We start from the raw sequence: 22,133 nt of genomic DNA on the forward strand, positions 1-22,133 counted from the left end.
TCATCTCGCCACCGCTGGCGCTCATTGTCCACCTCTGCGCTTAACAGTCGCTGACTCGGTGGGTAAAAGTACTGGATTCCAGCTTGAAGCTGGCTTTTATCCTAGTCGCAACGGATAATAACGCAGCGCCATCAGTGCACATACTCACAGCAAATAAACACGGTTAACCATGAATCTGGTCGAAAATACAATCCCCGAATCTCCCCTGCAGCAAATCCAGGATGCGCTGCTAACCAAACACTGTGTGCGCTTGAGTATTAAACGTGACGATTTGCTGCACCCCATTATCCATGGCAACAAATGGCGCAAGTTAAAGTACAACCTGGTCGCCTTTGCCCAATCCGGTAAATCCGAGCTGCTGACCTTTGGTGGCGCCTTTTCCAACCACCTGTATGCCAGTGCCGCCGCCGGCAAAATATTCCGCATACCAACGCGCGCTATAGTGCGGGGCCCGCAGCTGGATGAGCATAATCCGACGCTGCGTTTTGCCAAGGCCTGCGGTATGCAGTTGCATCCGGTTACCCGTATCGAGTATCGCCAGCGCAATAGCCCGGAGTACCTAGAGCAATTACAGCAGCGCTTTACCAAGGCTTTTATCCTTCCCGAAGGTGGCACCAATACCGCCGCCTTAAGGGGAGTCGAAGAACTGGCCCACAGCCTGCCGGAACATCAGTTCTTAGCGTGTGCCACCGGCAGTGGCGGCACCCTGGCGGGACTGCTATCCGGGCATACACAAACCCAGGTGTTGGGCATAGCTGTATTGAAAAATGCCGAATACCTACAACAAGAAATCAAACGACTTCAGCCACAGCCCAACTGCGAATGGCGTCTGCTTTGTGACCATCATGACGGCGGCTATGGTCGCTTTAGCCCCGAACTATGGCGCTTTTGCCAATGGTTCGAACACACTCACAAGGTCCCACTGGAGCCCATCTACAGCGGCAAAATGATCTATGCCCTCTGGCAACTGATCGAACAGGGTTATTTTCCCGGCGGCAGCCATATCATTGCCATCCATACCGGTGGCTTACAGGGTAAGGAAGGCCTTAGGTATCGCGGCCTTATTGGGGCAAGTTAAAGGCACTGAGTTGGTTAATGGTGCCGGTGAAGTAAAAGCCTTGCGCTCCTTGCACACCCAGTTGTTTTAGCACTTCGGCCTGTTGATGGCGCTCAATGCCGACCGCAAAAACCACTATCCCCAAGCGCTGTGCATTGGCGACATAAGATAAAACCCGACGCTGAATATGCCTGTCCGTATCCACATGGCTGATCAATTCACTGGCTAATTTAACGGCCTTAATCGGTACATTAAGGGTGTTTATGGCGTCGGTGGGCCACTTGCTTAGCTGGTCGACAATGATACCGCACTGGCACGCTGTTGTGCTTTTTAAGCGCTTTGCTATCAGCCTGGGTTGCTTTGCCAGCAGCGCTGCCGGACACTCCAGGCACACCCTGGGGTGGGCTTCTAAAAACTCCCCTAACCGCCGCCATACATCATCATCAAGCCAGGAGCTGGGGTGAATATTTAAACTGATATCGGCCTGCAACTGCTCGCTCTTAAGCATGGTTTCAAGACGCTTCAGTACGGCAATATCAACGCTGCGCGCAGCACTTTCAGGCGTGCTGTGACTTAGTAAATATTCAGGAGAAATCAGCCCTAGCTGTGGATGGCGAATTCGCAGCAGGGTTTCGTGATGCATAATCTCCTCATTATATAAGTCGAATACAGGCTGGAAGAAACATACAAACTGCTCGTTATTAATGGCATCAACCAAAGAGCAGGACTTGGCGGCCAGCAGCATGGAGTGATTATGACTAAAGGGAATGCGGTAGCAATGCTTATGCTCACTTTGACACGCCAATGCCAATGCCGATTGGCACAGCTGATAGACCACCGCCTGATCGGCACCACTGCGATAGTTACACAGGCCGACTTTAACCTCATCGCGACGCAAATCAGGCAATAGGCTACGGCAACACTTAAGCGCCATGGCACTAAAGCTTTGCAAATGAGTTTCCAGCTGTTTATAGGCCACTTCTTTAACCGTAATGGCGAAGCAGCCGGAATTAAGAATTTTAACCGATACCCTTTGTTGATGCTGTAACTGCTCCTGCAACAGGGTCTCGAATAAGCTCACGACCCCGGACGCTACCGAGCTTAAGCGCTGGCAATAAACAATAGCAAAAACACTTTGATAAAGCTGGTTGACCCCCAGCATATTGGCACTGACCGGATGGGTATCCTGGTGTTCGTCCTCTTTTTTCTGCCCTCCGTAGCAGCTGAATGCCCGCGCCGCGCGCCATTCGGTCCTGCGCAGCCACTGTACCGTGCGCCATAAAAAAATAAGCAACAAAACATTAATGGCAATAAACCAATGGCTATGCTGCTGCCACAAGGGCTGACTATAAACGGTGAGCGCCCCTGAGCTCAGGGCCAGATTAAATTGTACCGGCATCACAAAACTCCCCTTTTGCGCCTTACTTGATAAACCATAAGGCGCCAGAGCCGTGGAGAGCACCTGCTCGTTAACACTGCCCAATTGCTCAAGCCGCGTTTCCAGTTGTTGTATTTGCGATTGCCGCTCCTGCATCAAGCCCCACACCAAAATGGCGTTGATCAGCACCATCATCAGCGCGCCAAGCATGCAAGTTAAGCCAAGCTTTTGATACTTAGTGAAAATGGACAAATCCAAGGTCTATTAGTCATCTTTACTCATGACTAAAGTGTTGTCCATGTGCTGGGGAAGCTCAAGTGTGAGCCCATAAAAAAGCCCCGTATTACGGGGTCTTCAGAAGAAACTATCTAGATTTCAATAAGCTCAGTTAAGCAAGCTTATATACCTCATAGTGTTATAGTCATGCAACCAGCTAAGAAATCCACTTTGGATTCGATTTCATGCTTTGCTAACTCAAATGTGCCGTTTATGTGCGCATTTAATTGACTAATATAAACAGAAGAGTGAAGTAAATTATTATGCCCACACTCTACCGATGCTTTACGATCAATTAACTTAATTAATTCAGGGGGTAATACCATTACATAACCTACATCACTCTGCCACAACAAGAACAACGCTATTTGAAATACTCTCTATCAGCTCTGTTTTTTCCAAGGCTTTTTGCTTGGCTGGTTCAATATAGTCAACACCATGATTTATCAGCATTGGCAATGCATAAGCTATTTTAACGGCATAATTCACATTTTGTGCTAATGTTCCCGTAGCCTCAATAGCCGCTGATTGATTTAACGATGCCGAAGCAATACCAATGACAACACCTTGATCATTTACCATTGGACTACCTGAGTTTCCGGGTTGTATGGGAGAATCAATTTGGAAATACCGAGTATCACCTTGGATACCTGAATTGGCATTAACATACCCAAATGTTGCTTTTTGTTCGTTGCCTTGTAAGCCTATATTTGGATATCCTAAAATGGCGATTGCGGTTCCTTGCTTTGTTTTGTTTTTAAGCTCAATAGATAAACCTTCAACTGCCTTATCTACTTTCAGTAAAGCGATATCATTGCTAGGGTCATGATCAACTAGAGTAGCCGATACAGATTTATCATTTAAAATAATTGAAATTTTTGATGAACCTTTTATTACATGACTATTGGTAAGCACAAAACCATCATTCGAGATAAAGAAGCCTGTTCCTGTTGAAGTTTTTCGCTTTTTTGTAGGCTCTCCCTTGGATACTAAAGTGCCTTTTTGATTATTATACTTTTTGAGCATTGCCATTGCCGATGAAACTAACTGTTCTTTTCCTTTGGAATGTTCGGTAGCTACCCCCTTTAAATAATCAGCCATAGCGCAAACCTCTACTGAAATAATAGAACTTCCAAGTAATTTCACTTTACAAAAAAAACGAGTAGCGGGTTTACCATTTTCTGTCTTCATTTCCGAAATATAAGTAACACCTCCCCTTCAAGCCCACTAATACTAAGTTGTTCTGGTATGCCTTTTCTTAAGAATGTAATATCATATCTATCTACTGGACCACTACTATCTAAGATCTTCCCCAAACCATTTGCTTTACCATTTTTACAATCGCCATCCCATCTCAACCTACTATTATTTAAGTACTCAAAGTGGTCACTTGTATTATTTATATAAATTAAACAATCTTTCTCAATATTGAATGGTTGGACTGGGACATTTGTCATGTCGCTCGCCAGCATTATTGTTGCTGATTTACCCGCTGCGTCATTGCTAGTAGTATTGACACAACCACACAAAAAAATAACTCCTAAAGCCAATATCAAAGCTTTTTGCATACCCACTCCTTTTTATTTTTTAAGTCCAAAACTGTTAAATTAAGCATATAATCAAGTACACAGGCAAGAAATTCAATTAGTTTAACTTACTAGCAAAGACTATTCTTTCCTGAAGGAAGGTCATTCTATTTAATGCCTTTGAACCAACTTCAATAGCCGTTTCAATTACCTTTTCATCGCCCATCAGCACCAGCCTTTCACTTGGACGAATTGATGCGGTATAAAGCAACGATTTATCTATCATTTTTTCTGCTTCATTGGGTAACATGACAAAGCAATTAGGCCATTGAGAACCTTGTGATTTGTGGATTGTTAATTAAGGGAGTTAACGTACTTAGTTTTTAAAAAATTTTTTACAGAGCATAAAAAAGGCCTGCAAAGCAGACCTTTAATATTTTTAATCAACAGTTATTAGTTATGTATTCCTTAGAACGGAATATCGTCATCGAAGTCGATTGGCGGTTCCATTGGGTTAGCAGCGCCGCCTTGAGGGGCATTTTGTGGCTTAGGAGCGAAACCGCCCTGTTGGCCGCCCTGCTGGTTGCCATAACCACCGCCTTGTTGGCCACCTTGCTGGCCACCTTGTTGTGGAGCAGCTTGCTGCATGCCTTGGTTGCCCTGCGGTGCATAACCCTGCTGCTGTGATTGACCATAGCCACCACTTTGCTGACCGCCTTGTTGGCTCTGCGCCTGGCCGCCACCGAAGCCGCCCTGCTGCTGGCCACCTTGGTAACCGCCTTGACCGCCGCCTGGGTTTTCACCGCGACCGCCGAGCATCTGCATTTTACCGTCGAAACCGTCAACCACGATTTCCGTGGTGTACTTTTCCTGACCGCTTTGATCTGTCCATTTACGGGTTTGCAATTTACCTTCGATATAAACCTGCGAGCCTTTACGTAGATACTCACCGGCTACCTCGGCCAGCTTGCCGAACAACACCACGCGGTGCCACTCGGTACGCTCTTGCATCTGACCCGTGTTTTTATCCTTCCAGCTGTCGCTGGTCGCGATGCTAATGTTAGCAACGCCATTGCCGTTAGGCATGTAGCGAACTTCAGGGTCTTGACCCAGGTTGCCCACTAAAATCACTTTATTAATACCGCGCGCCATGGATATATGCTCCTACTTTTTACGCTGAGGCGACTAGCTGTTGCGCCGCCTGTAAATCAAATTTCTTCTCGTCTACCTTGAGGTAGCTACGGTTTTCATCACATACCACCGTGGCTTCAAGCACTCCCGGCAGCTCTACCAATTGCGCCGCTAATTGTTCTGCATCATGTTCGCTGCCTACTGCACTTAGCAAACTGATAATTTTACTGCGCGGCGGTACTCGCATTTTTACAGCAATGACAAACCATATTAACCCAACCAAGGCGGCAGCCGCAAACACCATCTCGGGGGTACCGCGCTGAGCCACAAATCCGCCAAGAATACCGCCCAAAAAGGCACCGATAAACTGGGATGATGAGAACACGCCCATGGCCGAGCCCTTCTGATTGGCTGGCGACAGTCGTGATACCAGGGCCGGCATGGTCGCCTCTAGAAAGTTAAAGGCGATAAAATACAACATCATACACAAGGCTATCATATAGACAGAGTTGGCTCCGAAAACCAAGCCCAGCATGCTGACAACCAGCATAATTATGGCCACCAAAAACAGGGGTTTTTCCATTTGCTTAGCCACAGCCACTATCATCATAGGCACCATAAGCACAAAAGATAAAATAAATACCGGAATATACAATTGCCAATGCTGGGCCGCGGGTAAACCGTCGTTAATAAGCTGAGGTGGCAAGGAAACAAAAATGGTGGTCAGGGTCAGGTGCAAAAACAACACCCCCAAATCCAAACGCGCCAGATCCGGGTGGCGCACCAGTTTACCCACATCCCGCAGGGTGACAGTGGTTTCCCCCTTGGGAGCCCGATTAACCGCACTGGGTACCAGCCACACAACTATGGCCATTCCCACCAGCGCCAGAGCTGCCGTTAACCAAAAAATTCCAGACACGCCAAAGCTGGCCGCCACCATGGGGCCAAGCAACATGGCAATCGCAAAGCTCATGCCTATGCTCATGCCAATCACCGCCATCACCTTGGGACGCTGCTCGTCGCGGCTTAGATCCGCAGCCAAGGCCAACAAGGCACTGGCAATGGCGCCCATGCCCTGCAGCGCTCGACCTAGCGTCAGCATATACATGGACTCGGCCAAAGCGGCTATCACAGAGCCCAGGGTAAAGACGATTAATCCGGCGATAATAATACGTTTACGACCAAAACGGTCAGATAGCCAGCCCATGGGGATTTGCAGCAGCGCCTGAGTCAACCCGTAGGCACCAATGGCAAGTCCGATCCACAAGGGCGAAAAACCACTGAGATCCTGACCATAAATGGCCAGCACCGGCATCAACATAAAGAGGCCAAGCATACGAAAGGCAAACACGCTCGCCAACGACAGCGCGGCGCGCTTTTCAACACTGTTTAACTGGGATGCAGACATGACGGATTACTAATCGGCTGATAACAAATTCTATCTTGGCCGGCGATGATAGCATAATCGCCTGCCATTGGGACATGCCTAGCCGCGAATTTAGCCCTTGCCAAGATGCAAGCCATCGGCTCGGTTTAAGGACAAGAAAGCATCGCTAAGTAATGGCAAACTATGCGATACTTACAGGTTAATAAGCAGCTCGGGAAACAGGCGAAGAATGGATAATATCGAAGTTCGCGGTGCGCGCACCCATAACCTTAAAAACATCAATCTAACCATACCTCGGGATAAGTTGATCGTCATTACCGGATTATCGGGCTCGGGCAAATCGTCCCTCGCCTTCGACACCCTGTATGCCGAAGGGCAAAGGCGTTATGTGGAATCCTTATCGGCCTACGCGCGCCAGTTTTTATCGCTGATGGAAAAGCCCGATGTAGATCATATTGAAGGCCTGTCGCCAGCTATTTCCATCGAGCAGAAGTCGACCTCCCATAACCCACGTTCAACCGTGGGCACCATCACCGAGATATACGATTACCTGCGTTTGCTGTTTGCCCGTGTCGGCGAACCACGCTGTCCAACCCATCACCTGCCGTTGGCGGCGCAAACCATCAGCCAGATGGTGGATCACGTCCTAGCCCTGCCCGAGGGCAGCAAGCTGATGTTGTTGGCACCCGTGGTAAAAAACCGTAAGGGTGAGCATGTTAAGCTGCTCGAGCAACTGGCGGCACAAGGCTATATCCGCGCTCGCATCGATGGTGAAGTCTGTGACCTATCCGATCCTCCGCCGTTAGAGCTACATAAAAAGCACACCATAGAAGTGGTGGTTGACCGCTTAAAGGTGAAAGAAGGGCAGCAACAACGTTTAGCCGAGTCCTTCGAAACCGCGCTGGAGCTCTCCGGTGGCGTTGCTCAGGTGGCCGCCATGGATGATTCCCTTGAAGAAGAGCTGGTGTTCTCCGCCAACTTTGCCTGCCCAAGCTGTGGCTATGCCATGAGCGAACTTGAGCCAAGATTATTTTCCTTCAATAACCCGGCCGGTGCCTGTCAAACCTGTGATGGCCTGGGTGTACGCCAGTATTTCGACCCCCACCGCGTGGTTCATAACCCCGAGCTAAGCCTCGCCGGTGGTGCCATTAAGGGCTGGGACAAGCGCAGCTTCTACTATTTCCAAATGCTGCAATCTGTGGCCGAGCATTATCAATTTGATTTGGATACGCCCTTCCAAAATTTAAGTGATGAGGCCAAAAAGGTGGTGCTGGAGGGTTCTGGCAAGGACAAGGTCGCCTTCCATTATCGTAACGACCGCGGCGATCTAATCACCCGCAATCATGAATTCGAGGGCGTGCTCAATAATATGCAGCGCCGCTACCATGAAACCGAGTCCAATTCGGTGCGTGAGGAGTTGGCCAAGTATCAAACCTCACAGGCTTGCCCCAGTTGTAGCGGCTCACGCTTACGTCAGGAAGCACGTAACGTCTTTATCGACGAGACTAACCTGCCTAAGGTGACCCTGATGAGCATAGGCCAGGCCTTCGACTATTTCGACAGCCTGGAATTCAGCGGCCAAAAAGCACAGATTGCCGATAAAATCCTTAAAGAAATTCGCGACCGCTTATCCTTCTTAGTCAATGTCGGCCTAAATTATTTATCCCTGGAGCGCAGTGCCGATACCCTCTCCGGGGGCGAAGCCCAGCGCATTCGTTTGGCCAGCCAGATAGGTGCCGGCCTGGTAGGGGTTATGTATGTGTTGGACGAGCCTTCTATCGGCTTGCACCAGCGCGATAACGACCGCCTGCTGCAAACCCTGACGCGCCTGCGCGACCTCGGCAATACCGTCTTAGTGGTGGAGCACGATGAAGATGCCATTCGCGCCGCCGACTACATTATCGATATCGGCCCGGGCGCCGGAGTTCATGGTGGCCACGTGGTGGCCGAAGGCTCGCGCGACGACATCATGAACAATCCGGACTCATTGACGGGCCAATACCTCAGCGGCGTCAAAGAAATCGCCGTGCCCAAGGAGCGCCACCCGACTAACGAGAAATGGCTAGAGCTGTTTGGCGCTACCGGCAATAACCTCAAGAATGTCGACTTGCGCATCCCATTCGGTTTAATGACCTGTATTACCGGTGTCTCCGGCTCGGGTAAGTCGACCCTGGTTAACGACACCTTGTTTAAGGTGGCACACACTGTACTCAACGGCGCCACAGCGGTTGAGCCGGCGCCGCATAAAGAAATCACTGGCCTGGATCATTTCGATAAAGTTATCGATATCGACCAAAGCCCTATCGGCCGTACGCCACGCTCAAACCCGGCCACCTATACGGGTATTTTCACCGCCATACGTGAACTTTTTGCCGGTACTCAAGAGTCACGCTCGCGTGGCTACAAGGTGGGTCGCTTTAGCTTTAACGTTAAGGGCGGACGCTGTGAGGCCTGTCAGGGCGATGGCGTGATCAAGGTGGAAATGCACTTCCTGCCGGATGTGTATGTGCCTTGCGATGTGTGTCAGGGCAAACGCTATAACCGCGAAACATTAGAGGTGCTCTACAAGGGTAAAAACATCCATCAGGTGCTGGAAATGACGGTGGAAGACGCGCGCGAATTTTTCGATGCCATTCCTGCTATCAATCGTAAGCTGCAAACTCTGATGGATGTAGGCCTGTCCTATATTCGTCTGGGACAGGCGGCAACCACCTTATCCGGCGGTGAGGCGCAGCGTGTGAAACTGGCCCGAGAGCTGTCCAAGCGCGACACGGGTAAAACCCTGTATATCTTGGATGAGCCCACTACCGGCCTGCACTTCCATGATATTCAGCAACTGCTGACGGTATTGCACCGCCTGCGCGACCACGGCAATACCATAGTGGTGATTGAGCATAACCTGGATGTGATCAAAACCGCCGACTGGATTGTTGATTTGGGGCCGGAAGGCGGCAGCGGTGGCGGTGAAATTCTCGTCGCCGGTACCCCGGAAGAAGTAGCTGCGCATGAGCGCTCCCATACCGGGCACTATCTCAAGCCATTGTTGGCAAAATAAGCAATTAGGGGGTAAAGTCTGAATAAATAAAGAAAATATTCAGGCTTATCATGACGGCCCCCTTATTACGCCTCAAAGCAAAAACAGCCCGAACTACGAGAAACCTTAAACTAGGCTTTGCAAGGTTTTGGCAAGCATTGACCCTGGCACAACGCCTGTACGCGGTCGCTTTGTTGCTCTCTCCCGTCAGTATCTGGCTGACAACGGCATGCACAGTGGCGGCTTTAACCATTGAGTTCTGGCCGCGCTTTCTTCAGCTTTTTCACTCACTTCCCGGTAAAGCCATTCTCTTACTGTTTTACGGTACCATAGCCAATTTTGTGCTGGCGAATGCAGCTGGCACGGTAAATGAAGTCACCGGCGTAGCGGCAAGCCATTTCGACTATACCCATAACTTTGCTATCTTGCTGTACCTGCCCAGTTGGATGTTAGCGCTTTCGGTTATCGCCTTGCTTCTTCTCCAGCTGGTGCTTCCCCTTTACATCTTGGTATTACTCTTACTCAGACCTTTCCAGCGCTTTGGCTTGCACTTCTTGGACAGCACGAAACGACCCATTCAAACCGCCATCGCCCGCTTTGTTTTATGTGTTATTGTCACGGCCAACCTAGTGGTAACCTCAGGGGATTTCGACAACGCCGGTGATGTCATAGATCAGGTCAGTGCGAGCTTTGAAAAAGAGATGAGTAAGGAGCAAGAACCCAGTGCAGAACAAACACAAGAGGCCCCTGCGACCATGCACCTTGAAGCAAACATTGCCGAGCCGGGCAAGGATTCCGATAAGTGGATAAAAATCTTGGTCGCTCAGTTTGCCTACAATTGGGAGGCAGACAGCTTCTCACGCTGCGAAAAAAGTAAAAACAGTAAGGTGGTTGAGCTCAATGATTATGAAATTGTTGAGCTCTTCGAGGACGAGCAAGCCGAGTATGGCATCCGCTTTGAAACAAAACGGTGTGTGTCTCCGGCTTTCCCTGCCACAACCACCATCAACAGCCCCTAGCCCTCTTGCACGGCCTCGAGATGCTGGCTAAGTTGCGACTTTTCCTCTTCGCTTAAGGCTTGTGACGCTTTGTTTTCAAAGTTATAACGCACCATCACCGTCTTACCCTCGGCGCAGCACTGGCCGTGCTGCCAAGCTTGTTGTTTGATCACAAAAGAGCTGGAGCCGATACGCTCGATCATGGTTTTCACTTCCACTTCCTGGCCATAGAAAAGCTCGCCCAAAAAGGTCACTTCCACCTTAGCAACAATCAAGCGCCATTGATGTGGATTAAGATCTGGGGTAAAGATTTTAAAAATAGGTGTGCGGGCGGCTTCAAACCACACCGGTAGTACTGTATTGTTAATGTGCCCGAGGACATCAGTTTCACTAAATCTGGGCTGAACTTTTTCAATAAGCATAATAATTCCAATAGGTAAGGTTGCAGTCATGACAGACTTCATTGGCGTTTATGATAACGCGCTTAGTGACACTTTTTGTAGTCAGTTTATCGACCTGTTCGAGCAGAGCCCGCATTTGAAGCAGGGTACCACCTCTGGCGGCATAGATTTAAGTAAAAAAGACAGTAAAGACCTTTACCTCAATGCTCACCCAGAGTACCAGCAGCACTTGCAGCATATTCAGCAGGTCACCGCACAACACGTGATGCGCTATGTTGAAGAACATCTATTTATGATGATTGGCGCCTTTGGCTTACAGGTCTTCCATCCAAAAACCGGTAAACCGGTGGCGCTGAACCAGGACAACTTTGAAGAGGTGGCCAAACCGCAACTGGGTACCTTGATGCAACAGCTGTTTCGTTTAGGCAGTATTCAAGCGCAGAAATACGAGATCAATAAGGGCGGGTATCCTTACTGGCACAGTGAGGTCTATCCACAAACCGGCCATAACGAAGCCTTACACCGCGTCCTGCTGTTTATGTTCTACTTGAACGATGTCAGCGAAGGCGGCGAAACCGAGTTTTACTATCAAAAGCGTAAAATCGCTCCACAACGCGGCACCATGGTGGTCGCACCGGCCTACTTTACCCATACCCACCGCGGTAATAAGCCCTTGTCGAATGACAAGTACATTCTTACCTCTTGGGTGTTGTTTAATCGCGCCGAGCAAATCTACGGCCAAGCACAAAAATAACCCACCACCCAAGATCAAAAAAGGCTGCCTAGGCAGCCTTTTTAACAGAGCGCAGCGCTATGAGCCGAGTAGCTCGCCGAACAGGGTAAATAATCGGTCAATTTCTTCGATGCTGTTGTAGTGCATACAACCGATACGTACCACACCGCCCTTGTCCATTACACCTAATTGCTCACACAAGCCCTGGGCATAGAAGTTACCGTCCCATACACAGACATGCTGCTTGCCTAAGAACTCGGATACCTGACGTGGCTCTAAGCCATCAAAGGTAAGGGCAAAGGTCGGCGTACGCTCGGCCAAACGCTCCATATCATCAATACCGAACAGCGAGATCTGTGGAAACTCTTTTAGCCGTGTAAGGAAGTGCTTGCTTAACCCCATTTCGTGCTCTTTGCTGTTGGCAAATGCCGCTTCAAGACGCTGACGACGCGGCAGTTGCGCATCCAGGCCGCTCAGCGAAGCAATATACTCAACGGCGGCAACCACACCGGCCAGGCCTTCAAAGCTTTGCGTACCCGTCTCCCAACGACCCGGTACTACATCTTTCGCCGGCTCTACCTTGTAGGGGGTGAAGTTTTCCAAATGCTCACGCTTACCGTAAACGATACCTACATGGGGGCCGAAGAACTTATAGGCCGAACAAGCAAGGAAATCACAATCCAGCGCCTGCACATCCACCAGCTCATGTGGAGCATAGTGAACCGCATCCACATACACCAAGGCGCCATGCTGATGCGCCAACTCGATAATACGCTTCACATCATTGATTGAGCCCGTGGTGTTCGACGCATAGGTTACGGCGACCAGCTTGGTATTGGCATTAAGCAATGACTCGAAGTGCGCCATATCCAGGGTGCAATCCGCTTCGTTAATACGCAGCGCATGCACAGTGGCTCCTTTATCCTCGGCGGCCTGACGCCACGAAGACACATTGGAGAAGTGATCCGCATTGGTCACTATGATCTCGTCGCCACTTTGCCAGCCGCGTGAAATAGCGCGACTAAAACTAAAGGTTAAACTGGTCATGTTAGCGCCGAAGACGATTTGCTCCGGGCTTGGGCTGTTAAGCAGGTCGGCAATGGCCTGACGGGCTTGGCTCATCACCGCCACGGTTTTATCGCTGGAGAAAAATGCGCCACCCAGGTTTGAATTGTAAAAACCCAGGTAAGCCGCCATGGCATCCAATACCGATTGCGGTACTTGTGCACCACCCGGGCCATCAAAAAAGATTGGCGACTCGCCGTTTACTTGCTGCATTAAGGCCGGGAACTGGCTACGCAGAGAGACTAGATTCATCATTCTTCCTTACGCAGTCAGTACAAAACAATCAAGATAGCCGATCTTCGACTCATCCAGCTTGTTCATGGGGGTGGCGTTGTGCCACACCTGGCGATCATCGATAAGTGCGAACATGCCGTCTTTGATTTCCATCTTGAAACACGGCTTGGCTTCTTTGTGCTCATACACCAATAACTCACCACCGGCGATGTTTTCATGGGATACACCGCATATACAGACGTGGTCGAAGCCATCCTGATGAATACCTTCCGGTGCCGGCGGCGTATCGCTGTCGATGGCCAACATACGGAACTGGTGAATTTCAATATCACGATCGGCGTCGATACCTGTCATGGCAATAAACTCGGCCACAATGCGCTTCATGCCTTCGCTGCTCAGCAAGTCTGCGTCGAGGTTTTCGTAGGTACGCTCAACATTGCCCTGGAAGGTATTGATGGAATCATCTTGTACAAAGGCTTTAGTAGGCTGAAGGGTGAGTTCACCCTGTTGTTGCACCTTGATCACTGAATAACGACGCTTACGGAAGGCACCATCGGCATAGGGATTATCGGGAAGATGGTCAAAAGAAGGCTTTACCGCGTCAATATGAGACTGGTCAATGAAACGAAGTTGCAGAAGGTTCTGGTTATTTAACGAAGTCATAAAGATCCTGCCTTGATAAGAAAATTGGCGGGGATTTTAAGCTATTTCTTTGGCAGGTTTGATTTCATTTACGGACAATTTTGATGTCAAATTAAATAAAAAAACCTTTAATCTTAAATTTTAAGGATTAAAAATTAAAAATATGAAAAATTACTAAAACCCATATTCTATTTTAACTAATTTTAAACATAAAAAAGCCCGCTAGGTAAGCGGGCTTTTATCACAAATCCTGATTATACGGCTTGCTGGATAATCACGTTATCCGCTTTCTTCGTGTATTGAGGCATCTTGTGGAAGTTCAAGTAACGGTAAGTATCAGCCGCTGTTGCGTTGATCTTCTCCGCGTATTCTTGATATTCCGCAGCTGTAGGTAGCTTACCTAGAATTGCGGCTACCGCTGCAAGCTCAGCAGACGCTAGGAATACGTTTGCACCTGTACCTAGACGGTTAGGGAAGTTACGCGTAGAGGTAGAAACAACCGTTGCCTTATCAGCAACACGTGCCTGGTTACCCATACACAATGAACATCCCGGAGTTTCGATACGCGCACCTACACGGCCAAAGATACCGTAGTAACCTTCGTCGGTAAGCTGGTCTTTATCCATCTTAGTAGGTGGTGCAACCCAAAGTTGGGTTGGTAGACGACCACCGAAGTTGTCTAGCAGCTTACCAGCGGCACGGAAGTGGCCGATGTTAGTCATACATGAACCGATGAATACTTCGTCGATCTTCTCGCCAGTTACGTCTGAAAGAAGACGTGCGTCATCCGGGTCATTAGGAGCACAAAGAATTGGCTCTTTGATTTCCGCCAGGTCAATTTCAATTACGTGCGCGTATTCTGCGTCTTTGTCGGCTTCCATAAGTTCTGGGTTAGCCAACCACTCTTGCATCGCGTTGATACGACGCTCGATAGTACGTACATCACCGTAGCCTTCAGCGATCATCCACTTAAGCATAACGATGTTTGACTCTAGGTACTCAGAGATAGACTCTTTGCTTAGCTTAACGGTACAACCTGCGGCTGAACGCTCGGCAGAGGCATCTGACAGCTCGAACGCTTGCTCAACGGTTAGGTGCTCAACACCTTCGATCTCTAGTACGCGACCAGAGAATTCGTTGATCTTACCTTTCTTCTCAACGGTAAGCAGGCCTTGCTTGATACCGTAGTAAGGAATTGCGTGTACTAGGTCACGTAGTGTGATGCCCGGCTGCATTTCGCCTTTGAAGCGTACTAGTACCGACTCTGGCATATCCAGTGGCATAACACCTGTTGCCGCTGCGAATGCAACCGCACCAGAACCCGCTGGGAATGAAATACCTAGAGGGAAACGAGTATGCGAGTCACCACCTGTACCTACGGTATCAGGAAGAAGCATACGGTTTAGCCATGAGTGGATTACACCGTCACCTGGACGTAGCGATACACCGCCACGATTCATGATGAAATCAGGTAGTGTGTGGTGCGTGTTTACGTCGATAGGCTTAGGATACGCAGACGTGTGACAGAAAGACTGCATAGTTAGGTCGGCAGAGAAACCAAGACAAGCAAGGTCTTTAAGCTCATCACGAGTCATAGGACCTGTGGTATCTTGCGAACCAACTGTAGTCATCTTAGGCTCACAGTATTGACCAGGGCGAACGCCAGGCATGTTACATGCTTTACCTACCATCTTCTGAGCCAGGGTGAAGCCCTTACCAGAATCGGTAACAAGAGCAGGCTTACGGAAGATGTCTTCGGCTTCCATACCCAATGAGGTACGAGCCTTGTCGGTCAAACCACGACCAATGATTAGTGGAATACGGCCACCGGCACGTACTTCATCAAGGATCACGTCTGACTTCATCTTGAACGTAGAGATAACTTCATCGGTACCGTGACGCTTAACCACACCTTCATACGGGTAGATATCGATTTGATCACCCATATTCATGTCGTCAACGTTCAACTCGATAGGTAGTGCACCTGAGTCTTCCATGGTGTTGAAGAAGATAGGAGCGATCTTACCGCCTAGACATACACCGCCAACGCGCTTGTTTGGTACGTGAGGAATATCATCACCCATGAACCAAAGTACCGAGTTAGTTGCCGACTTACGTGATGAACCCGTACCTACAACGTCACCTACGTACGCTAGTGGTAAACCTTTGGTTTTAAGCTCTTCAAGTTGGGCAATTGGACCGATTTCACCGGCTTTATCAGGGTTGATACCGTCACGCTCGTTCTTAAGCATAGCCAGTGCGTGTAGTGGGATATCCGGGCGAGACCAGGCATCTGGAGCAGGTGAAAGGTCATCTGTGTTAGTTTCACCGGTTACCTTGAACACGGTTACAGAGATCTTCTCTGGCACAGCCGGCTTCTCAAGGAACCACTCGGCGTTTGCCCAAGACTCGATAACTTGCTTAGCAAATTCGTTACCCGCTTTGGCTTTTTCTTCTACGTCGTAGAAGGCATCAAACATAAGCAGGGTGTGCGATAGGCCTTTTACTGCGAACGGTGCAAGTTCAGCATCGTCTAACAGATCAATCATAGGCTCGATGTTATAGCCACCTAGCATGGTGCCAAGTAGCTCGGCCGCTTTTTCTTTATTGATTAGTGGCGACTGCGCTTCACCTTTTGCAACGGCGGCTAGGAAGCCCGCTTTTACATAGGCGGCGTCATCTACGCCAGGCGGTACACGGTTAACTAGAAGGTCTAGGATAAACTCTTCTTCACCGGCAGGTGGATTCTTGATTAATTCGATCAGGTCAGCAGTTTGCTGAGCATCTAATGGTGCAGGCACAATACCTTGGGCTGCACGCTCTTCAACATGTTTACGATATTCTTGAAGCACAATTATGCCCTCTTGGTGACGTGAAAGTAGCAGACTTCGACGCGTCCATACTACTTATAGAATTTTGACACGATAACAATTATAAAGGCTTTAAAGATAGAAGAAAATTGGCGTCGCCGCCTAGAGGCAAAATAGTCAATATAAATACAATGAATGTAAGGGCTTTAAAACTATAGGTTGGTGAATGTTGAGTAATAATTATTTGCAAAAAGCCCGGCATCAGCCGGGCTTTTCATCATAGGTTGGTAATAACCTACTAATTAGTTACGTTTGATGCTTACACGCTCAGTAACTGAGATGTGCGCTTCAACGCGACGGTTTTCAGCGTGAGCTTCTTTGGTGTTTTCTGTGTTCAATAGACGCTCTTCACCTAGGCCTACAGTTTCTACGCGAGAAGCTGAGATACCATCATTGATTAGTTGCTTAGCAACACCGTCTGCACGCTTTTTAGAAAGCTTTTTGTTGTAACCTGCATCGCCTACTGCTGAAGCGTGACCTTCAAGTAGTACGTTTGTTTGCGGGTACTTAGTCATGAATTCAGCAACTTTTTGGATATCATCCAAGTAACGCTGGTTAACGTCAGAGTTATCGTGTGGGAAACGTACTAACAAGCTAACCTTGTCGCCTTTTTCCATGTAACGAGTACAACCCGACGCATCTACTGCATCTTCCATAGGTGTGTTTGCACACTTATCGTTGGCATCAAGTACGCCGTCTTTGTCTGTGTCTTTTGGCTCTGGCTTAGGAGCAACAACTACTGGTGCTGGCTCAACTTTCTTAGGCTCAGGCTTGTCACCAAAGTGGTAGCTAACACCTAGCTTAAGACCGAAATCAGAATGGTTCTGGTTAAGACCTTCGTAATAGTTGGCTTCACCGAAGAATGCCCAGTTGTAACGGAAGTGGCTACGGAAACCAAAACCTAGGTTAGCTGCATTGAAGTCATCGTATACGTCAAATTTCTTTGCACCTAGTACACCGTAGAAAGTGTCGTTGAAGTGGTACAATACATCAGCACCGTAACGCTCACCTGTTTTGTGGTTGTCTGAATTTTCTTTATCAAGCTCAAGGGCTGCAAATTCTAGACGAGCTGTCCAGTATTCGTTAAAGCGGTAACCTACTTCGATACCTGAACCGAAAGACTCACCTAGCGCAACATTCGCAGGGTTTGCGCCCTTGATGTTGTCCCAGTCAGCCCAGAAGTAATCACCAAACACACCAATGTGAATACCTTCGTGAGGGTTTTTCTGTTCTTCAGCAACAACAGCTTGTGATGCCATTGCCAAAACGATAGCAGCAGAAAGTGATTTGATTTTCATTGTTTCCATCCCATTTTACGATTATCGATTATGCGCACCAAGGTAAATTAGTCCTTAATGCGCCAAGTAAAAGGTCCATCTTGTGCCTCTTACTTAGTTATATTCCGATGATTCATTAATCTATCAGCCGACATTTCTTGCTTTTATCGCAGGTGCTATACAGCACCAGGTCTAGATCCGCGCTAACAGGTTTCAACACATCTACATTGTAGTCTAATTAAGCAAGTTCGCGCCTTAACTTAATCAGGTACGCTATATTAAAGCATTATGTTCCTGAATATAAGATGATTTTAGTATTAAAGTAGTAAAGTTTCTGCCACTTTGCAAATTACAACACAGCAGAAAAAGCCCTCTGAACCAGCCCTGGCAAGATATTGTAGTTTAATTAACCCACATCTTTAAACTTGCGGGAGCTAGGCTGAAAAATACTCACCGCATGTGCAATAAAACCCTGCATCCATCCAACCTCTTTACCAAGGTTTCTTTATTACCCGAATCGCGACATGTAGTTTTTCGCGGCGCAATAGCAAAATTTTATAATGGCCCTGGCACTCATAACCCGAGTAATGCATCAAGCTGTAGAAAAAACAAACAAGAATATGGCACTTGTTACTGGACAATTGGACGCAGCTACCTACAATAGCGGCGCACATAAATTAGTAGAGGTTTGCATGCCAGTAATAGAAATCGACGCGTCCGGGTACAACCAGCAATTAGCAGAAAAAGAAGAGCGTATTCTTGCGCAATTTTCTCGCTTTGGTGTCAATAAGTTAGAAGTGTTTGCCTCGACCCCGAAACATTACCGGCAACGTGCGGAATTTCGTGTCTGGCATGATGGCGATGACCTCTACCACATTATGTTCGATCAACAGAGTAAAGAAAAAGTCCGCGTCGAGCGCTTCGACCCGGGTGCCGAGCTGATCAATGAACTGATGAGTGCGATGATCGCCGAGTTAAAAGATAACGAGCTGATGCGTCGTAAGCTGTTCCAAATCGATTATCTGACCACGTTAAGTGGCAACGCCTTAATCAGCCTGCTCTATCACAAACAGTTAGATGAGCAGTGGTTGCAAGCGGCACAGGATCTACAAGCACGACTGCAACAGCGTTTTAATGTTGAGCTTATTGGCCGCGCCCGCAAACAAAAGCAGGTACTGGCCACGGATTATGTGATTGAGCAACTTGAAGTAAATGGCCGCACTTATACCTATCAGCAGGTGGAAAACAGCTTTACCCAACCCAATGCCAAGGTAAATGAGTCTATGCTGGCCTGGGCTCAGGATATCTGTGCCCCCTTGAGCAATGATTTGCTCGAGCTCTACTGTGGTAATGGCAACTTTTCAATCGCCCTGGCGGGTTCCTTTAATCGCGTGCTGGCCACGGAAATTTCCAAGTCATCGGTACACTCGGCGCAATATAATATTGCCGCCAATAAGGTTGAAAACCTGGATATCATCCGCATGAGCAGCGAAGAATTTACGCAGGCAATGCGTAAAGAACGCACCTTTACCCGCTTAGGTAACATAGACCTACACAGCTATGATTGCCAAACCATCTTGGTCGACCCACCAAGAGCCGGCATGGATGAACTGACCTGTAAGCTTACCAGCGAGTACGACAACATCATCTATATTTCCTGCAACCCGGAGACCCTGGAGCGCGATCTGGAGATACTGACGCAAACCCACGAAGTAGCCCGCTTTGCTATCTTTGATCAGTTCCCCTACACCCATCATATTGAATCCGGGGTCTACCTAAAGCGCAAATAAGAACATAAAAAAACCGCATCAAAAGATGCGGTTTTTTTATCATTGGCCGTACTTACTTCTTGGCCAAGTAGTTGATTAGCGCTGCAATATCATCTGGCTCGGTAACGCCAGAATCACGACCTAAGATCAAACGATACTTACCGTTAACGATAAAGGTAGGTACGCCTTTCAGGGCACCCTTTTCTTTATAGTATTCTTGATCGCGCTGCATCTTTGAGGCTTTAGTGCGTACCGCAAAGCCTTCGAATAACTTGTCGAACTTTTGTGCATCAACGCCATTGGCAACAAACACATCTCTCACGTCGGCCATTTCGTTAAACTGCGAACGTTTATTGTGAATGTGGTTAAAGATGGCAGCAACCAAAAGCTCTTTTTCAGGTAACACACTGGCCGTTGCCAAGGCTTGCGACAACATATCCTGGTTTTCTGCGGTGCGGCCACCCATAAAGTTTACATGGCTGCGCTTAAAGCTCACGCCTTCGTTAAGCTTAGGCTTAACGTCTCTTAGTAAACCTTCATAAGCGTTACAGGCTGGGCAGTAGAAAGAGAAGAATTCTTTTACTTCCGGCTTACGGCTAGCACGCTCAGAAACGACTTCATAGTGAGTACCTTCTTCAAACTGTGCTGCCACTGCTGTCAAAGGTAATGCCAGCGCCATTAGCGCTAGGGCAATAAACTTCTTCATACCTTTATTCTCCGTGTTATTTTTCTAATAAATGGTTAACGAGCTCATTAAGCTCTTGTTGCGACTTCACAGTGTGTACATGCACCTTGTATTTGTCGTTAACAATAATGGTAGGCACGCCCGTTAGAGCGCCGGCCTTGGTATAAGTTTCTTGCGCTTCCAGAGCGGCCTTTTCACCGGCCAATACCGGCATGCTGCTTGCTAACATGCTATAACGCTCGGCGCCAATGCCCTGCTCCGCCAATAATTTTTCTACCGCTTGCTGCGATTGCAGTGGCTCGCGTTGCAGATGAATACTCTTGAAGATGGCCTCAGATACCTGTTCGCCTTTACCTTCTTGCTGAGCGATTAGATACGCCGTGGTTAGGCGATTTTGCGCAGCCTTATCCAAACGTAAAAAGTTTACATGGCTTTTAATAAAGGGCACATCCTTTGGCAAGGCATCTTTAAGCGCACCGACCGCCGGCTCAAGACGATAGCAATGAGGGCAGTAAAAAGAAAAGAACTCGGTTACCTTGTCACTTTCAGAGGCCTTAGTATCAAGCACTTGGTAATGCTCGCCGGCCTTAAAGTCGGCTGCCCAAGAGGCCAGAGGTAAACAAAGTAGTAATAACGAACCTGTTAGTGTTTTTATCATAATCGTCTCTTTTAAATTCAATTTGGCTGCGCGCTTATGGCATCAATTTCAACGCTGGCTCATCCAGCGCCGCCAGTTGCTCTTTTAATGCCAGAGTTTGCTGCTCCCAGTATTTGTCTTGTGCGAACCAAGAAAAGTTCCGCTCAAATGCCGGGTCTTGCCAACGTTTGGCAATCCAGCCCATATAATGCACCATGCGCATCGCCCGCAGCGGCTCTATTAAACGCAACTGGCCATGCTCAAAATGGGCAAACTCCTCATAGGCATTCACTAGGGTATCAAGCTGGACCAGCTGATTTTGCCGATCGCCACTGAGCATCATCCATAAATCCTGCATCGCTGGGCCCTGACGGCTATCATCAAGGTCAACAAAGGTTAGCATATCATCGCCGGACCAGAGAATGTTGCCAGCGTGGCAGTCTCCATGCAAGCGTATAGTAGCAACACTCTGGTATAAGCGGCTAGCTTTGTCGATAACCTGATCGAGCACGGTGTAAAAAGGTAAAGACATTGCCTCACTTACCAAGTTACTGTGCTGCAAATGAACCTTGGCTTGATATAGATATTCATCACAGCCTAGCACAGGCCGCGTGGTAAAAGGTTTTGCCGCCGCCACCTTGTGCATGCGACCAATTAAACGGCCAAGCTGTTCTAGCTGGTCGAGATTATCCATCTCAAACTGGCGGCCACCAACGCTGGGGAACAGCGTAAAGCGATAGCCTTGATGCTCAAACAGTGTCTGACCATCAATACGCAACGGCGCCACCACAGGTACCTCGGCTTCTTGCAGCTCGGCACTGAAGCTATGCTCTTCGAGGATCTGCTCATTGCTCCAGCGCTCAGGGCGATAGAATTTTGCCACATAGCGGCGCTGATCCTCAGCTATAAACTGATAAACACGGTTTTCGTAGCTATTAAGCGCCAAGAGCCCAGACTCAGCATAGATGCCCACACCATCGAGGGCATCTAAAATGGTATCCGGGGTTAAGGAAGCAAAACTAAATTCACTCAC

General features: G+C 48.4%; 19 protein-coding genes. 5 read left to right on the plus strand and 14 right to left on the minus strand.

Going from position 1 to position 22,133, the window contains the following annotated elements:
* Window positions 1–169 precede the first annotated feature (169 nt).
* The gene (locus tag C2M24_RS11050; RefSeq protein WP_105214904.1) at window positions 170–1,078 is read left to right on the plus strand and encodes a 1-aminocyclopropane-1-carboxylate deaminase/D-cysteine desulfhydrase; all 909 of its coding nucleotides are present in this window, start codon (window positions 170–172) and stop codon (window positions 1,076–1,078) included.
* On the opposite strand, the gene C2M24_RS11055 is transcribed toward C2M24_RS11050, so the two are convergent.
* From C2M24_RS11055 to C2M24_RS11080, 6 genes are all read right to left on the minus strand, one after another.
* Window positions 1,062–2,645: an EAL domain-containing protein gene (locus C2M24_RS11055; RefSeq protein WP_105214906.1), complete on the minus strand. Its 1,584-nt coding sequence runs from the start codon at window positions 2,643–2,645 to the stop codon at window positions 1,062–1,064. The two genes, C2M24_RS11050 and C2M24_RS11055, sit on opposite strands and share 17 nt — an antisense overlap.
* A gap of 405 nt (window positions 2,646–3,050) precedes the next feature.
* A complete protein-coding gene (locus tag C2M24_RS11060) occupies window positions 3,051–3,902 on the minus strand; it encodes a S1C family serine protease (protein ID WP_105214908.1) in 852 nt (283 codons plus the stop codon).
* A complete protein-coding gene (locus C2M24_RS11065) occupies window positions 3,899–4,279 on the minus strand; it encodes a hypothetical protein (RefSeq protein ID WP_105214909.1) in 381 nt (126 codons plus the stop codon). Before C2M24_RS11065 ends, C2M24_RS11060 begins: the two co-directional genes overlap by 4 nt.
* Window positions 4,280–4,355: 76 nt before the next feature.
* Window positions 4,356–4,589: a hypothetical protein gene (locus C2M24_RS11070; RefSeq protein ID WP_267894382.1), complete on the minus strand. Its 234-nt coding sequence runs from the start codon at window positions 4,587–4,589 to the stop codon at window positions 4,356–4,358.
* Window positions 4,590–4,705: 116 nt separating this feature from the next.
* Entirely contained in the window at window positions 4,706–5,389 is a 684-nt protein-coding gene (gene ssb, locus C2M24_RS11075; protein ID WP_105214913.1) for a single-stranded DNA-binding protein, read from the minus strand.
* 19 nt (window positions 5,390–5,408) lie between these two features.
* On the minus strand, window positions 5,409–6,776 hold the full coding sequence (locus C2M24_RS11080; RefSeq protein ID WP_105214915.1) for an MFS transporter: 1,368 nt from the start codon (window positions 6,774–6,776) through the stop codon (window positions 5,409–5,411).
* 208 nt (window positions 6,777–6,984) lie between these two features.
* Here C2M24_RS11080 and uvrA point away from each other — a divergent pair, with 208 nt between their 5' ends.
* Both uvrA and C2M24_RS11090 read left to right on the plus strand, forming a co-directional pair.
* The gene (uvrA, locus tag C2M24_RS11085) at window positions 6,985–9,810 is read left to right on the plus strand and encodes an excinuclease ABC subunit UvrA (RefSeq protein WP_105214917.1); all 2,826 of its coding nucleotides are present in this window, start codon (window positions 6,985–6,987) and stop codon (window positions 9,808–9,810) included.
* A gap of 50 nt (window positions 9,811–9,860) precedes the next feature.
* Window positions 9,861–10,808, plus strand: coding sequence for a hypothetical protein (locus C2M24_RS11090; RefSeq protein ID WP_158683755.1), 948 nt, complete (start codon window positions 9,861–9,863; stop codon window positions 10,806–10,808).
* Here C2M24_RS11090 and C2M24_RS11095 read toward each other — a convergent pair.
* The gene (locus tag C2M24_RS11095; RefSeq protein WP_105214921.1) at window positions 10,805–11,209 is read right to left on the minus strand and encodes an acyl-CoA thioesterase; all 405 of its coding nucleotides are present in this window, start codon (window positions 11,207–11,209) and stop codon (window positions 10,805–10,807) included. The genes C2M24_RS11090 and C2M24_RS11095 overlap by 4 nt on opposite strands.
* A 28-nt stretch (window positions 11,210–11,237) precedes the next feature.
* Between C2M24_RS11095 and C2M24_RS11100 the strand changes: the two genes are divergently transcribed.
* Entirely contained in the window at window positions 11,238–11,942 is a 705-nt protein-coding gene (locus C2M24_RS11100) for a 2OG-Fe(II) oxygenase (protein WP_105214923.1), read from the plus strand.
* Window positions 11,943–11,999: 57 nt separating this feature from the next.
* Here C2M24_RS11100 and C2M24_RS11105 read toward each other — a convergent pair whose 3' ends face one another.
* The 4 genes from C2M24_RS11105 to C2M24_RS11120 all read right to left on the minus strand — a co-directional run bounded on the left by C2M24_RS11105 (window position 12,000) and on the right by C2M24_RS11120 (window position 18,030).
* Entirely contained in the window at window positions 12,000–13,238 is a 1,239-nt protein-coding gene (locus C2M24_RS11105) for a cysteine desulfurase-like protein (RefSeq protein ID WP_105214925.1), read from the minus strand.
* 9 nt (window positions 13,239–13,247) lie between these two features.
* Complete coding sequence (locus C2M24_RS11110; protein WP_105214927.1) at window positions 13,248–13,883, minus strand: 2OG-Fe dioxygenase family protein; 636 nt, start codon at window positions 13,881–13,883, stop codon at window positions 13,248–13,250.
* Between the two features lie 233 nt (window positions 13,884–14,116).
* The gene (gene acnB, locus C2M24_RS11115; protein ID WP_105200019.1) at window positions 14,117–16,714 is read right to left on the minus strand and encodes a bifunctional aconitate hydratase 2/2-methylisocitrate dehydratase; all 2,598 of its coding nucleotides are present in this window, start codon (window positions 16,712–16,714) and stop codon (window positions 14,117–14,119) included.
* A gap of 260 nt (window positions 16,715–16,974) precedes the next feature.
* Window positions 16,975–18,030 carry an OmpA family protein gene (locus tag C2M24_RS11120; protein WP_105200018.1) on the minus strand — a complete coding sequence of 352 codons (1,056 nt, stop codon included), beginning with the start codon at window positions 18,028–18,030 and terminating at the stop codon, window positions 16,975–16,977.
* 671 nt (window positions 18,031–18,701) lie between these two features.
* Here C2M24_RS11120 and trmA point away from each other — a divergent pair.
* Entirely contained in the window at window positions 18,702–19,799 is a 1,098-nt protein-coding gene (gene trmA / locus C2M24_RS11125) for a tRNA (uridine(54)-C5)-methyltransferase TrmA (RefSeq protein WP_105215243.1), read from the plus strand.
* 52 nt (window positions 19,800–19,851) lie between these two features.
* Here the strand turns inward: trmA and C2M24_RS11130 are convergent, their stop codons facing one another.
* From C2M24_RS11130 to C2M24_RS11140, 3 genes are read right to left on the minus strand one after another with little or no spacing between them, the layout of a single operon-like run.
* Window positions 19,852–20,484 carry a thiol:disulfide interchange protein DsbA/DsbL gene (locus tag C2M24_RS11130; RefSeq protein WP_105200017.1) on the minus strand — a complete coding sequence of 211 codons (633 nt, stop codon included), beginning with the start codon at window positions 20,482–20,484 and terminating at the stop codon, window positions 19,852–19,854.
* Between the two features lie 16 nt (window positions 20,485–20,500).
* Window positions 20,501–21,121, minus strand: coding sequence for a thiol:disulfide interchange protein DsbA/DsbL (locus C2M24_RS11135; protein WP_105200016.1), 621 nt, complete (start codon window positions 21,119–21,121; stop codon window positions 20,501–20,503).
* 34 nt (window positions 21,122–21,155) lie between these two features.
* Window positions 21,156–22,133: a serine/threonine protein kinase gene (locus tag C2M24_RS11140; RefSeq protein ID WP_105200015.1), complete on the minus strand. Its 978-nt coding sequence runs from the start codon at window positions 22,131–22,133 to the stop codon at window positions 21,156–21,158.

Source organism: Pseudoalteromonas sp. T1lg22 (genome assembly GCF_002964645.1).
Classification (GTDB): domain Bacteria; phylum Pseudomonadota; class Gammaproteobacteria; order Enterobacterales; family Alteromonadaceae; genus Pseudoalteromonas.